This window comes from Bradyrhizobium sp. UFLA05-109 (assembly GCF_054185165.1).
This window is the reverse complement of sequence record NZ_JBBIAR010000175.1, coordinates 1-568: the sequence shown is the minus strand read 5'-3', so window position 1 is coordinate 568 and position 568 is coordinate 1. Positions and strand designations below refer to the sequence as shown.

General features: G+C 69.4%; 1 protein-coding gene. It reads left to right on the top strand.

Annotated features, from left to right (window positions below; genetic code table 11):
* A partial coding sequence (locus Q3C01_RS44910; RefSeq protein WP_458151755.1) for a 50S ribosomal protein L11 methyltransferase occupies positions 1-422 on the top strand: 422 nt, incomplete at its 5' end.
* Positions 423-568: the final 146 nt, after the last annotated feature.

Here is a 568-nt window from a genome sequence, read left to right as displayed (position 1 = left end):
GCGTGCTCGACCTCGGGACCGGAACCGGCGTGCTGGCGATCGCGGCGGCCAAGGCCATGCATAGCCCGGTGCTGGCGAGCGACATCGACCCGCCCTCGGTGCGCGTCGCCCGCGAGAACGCAGCACTGAACGAGGCCGGTCACCTCGTGCATGCGATCCGCGCCACCGGCTTTGCCGCGCCCGATTTTGCCAAATGGGGACCGTTCGACCTGGTGCTGGCCAACATCCTCGCCAACCCCCTGCGGCAATTGGCGGGCCCCATGGTGCGGCACCTTGCGCCGACGGCGCACGTCATCCTGTCGGGCCTCCTGACGCCTCAGGCACCCGCGGTGATTGCGGCCTACCGCGCACGCGGCCTCGTGCCGGTGCGGCACTTGCGGATCGAGGGATGGAGCAGCCTGTTGCTGCGGAGGGTCGGGTGAGGTGCTGTAGGGTGGGGGCGCTCTTCGCGCGCCGTGCCCACCATCGATCCACACTTGGCGATAGAAGTGGTCGCCCGTGAAGAACTGACGCGCCGCCCCGGCCCAAGCGATGTGTTGAGCCGGGACGGTCTCGATAAAGGCTCGGA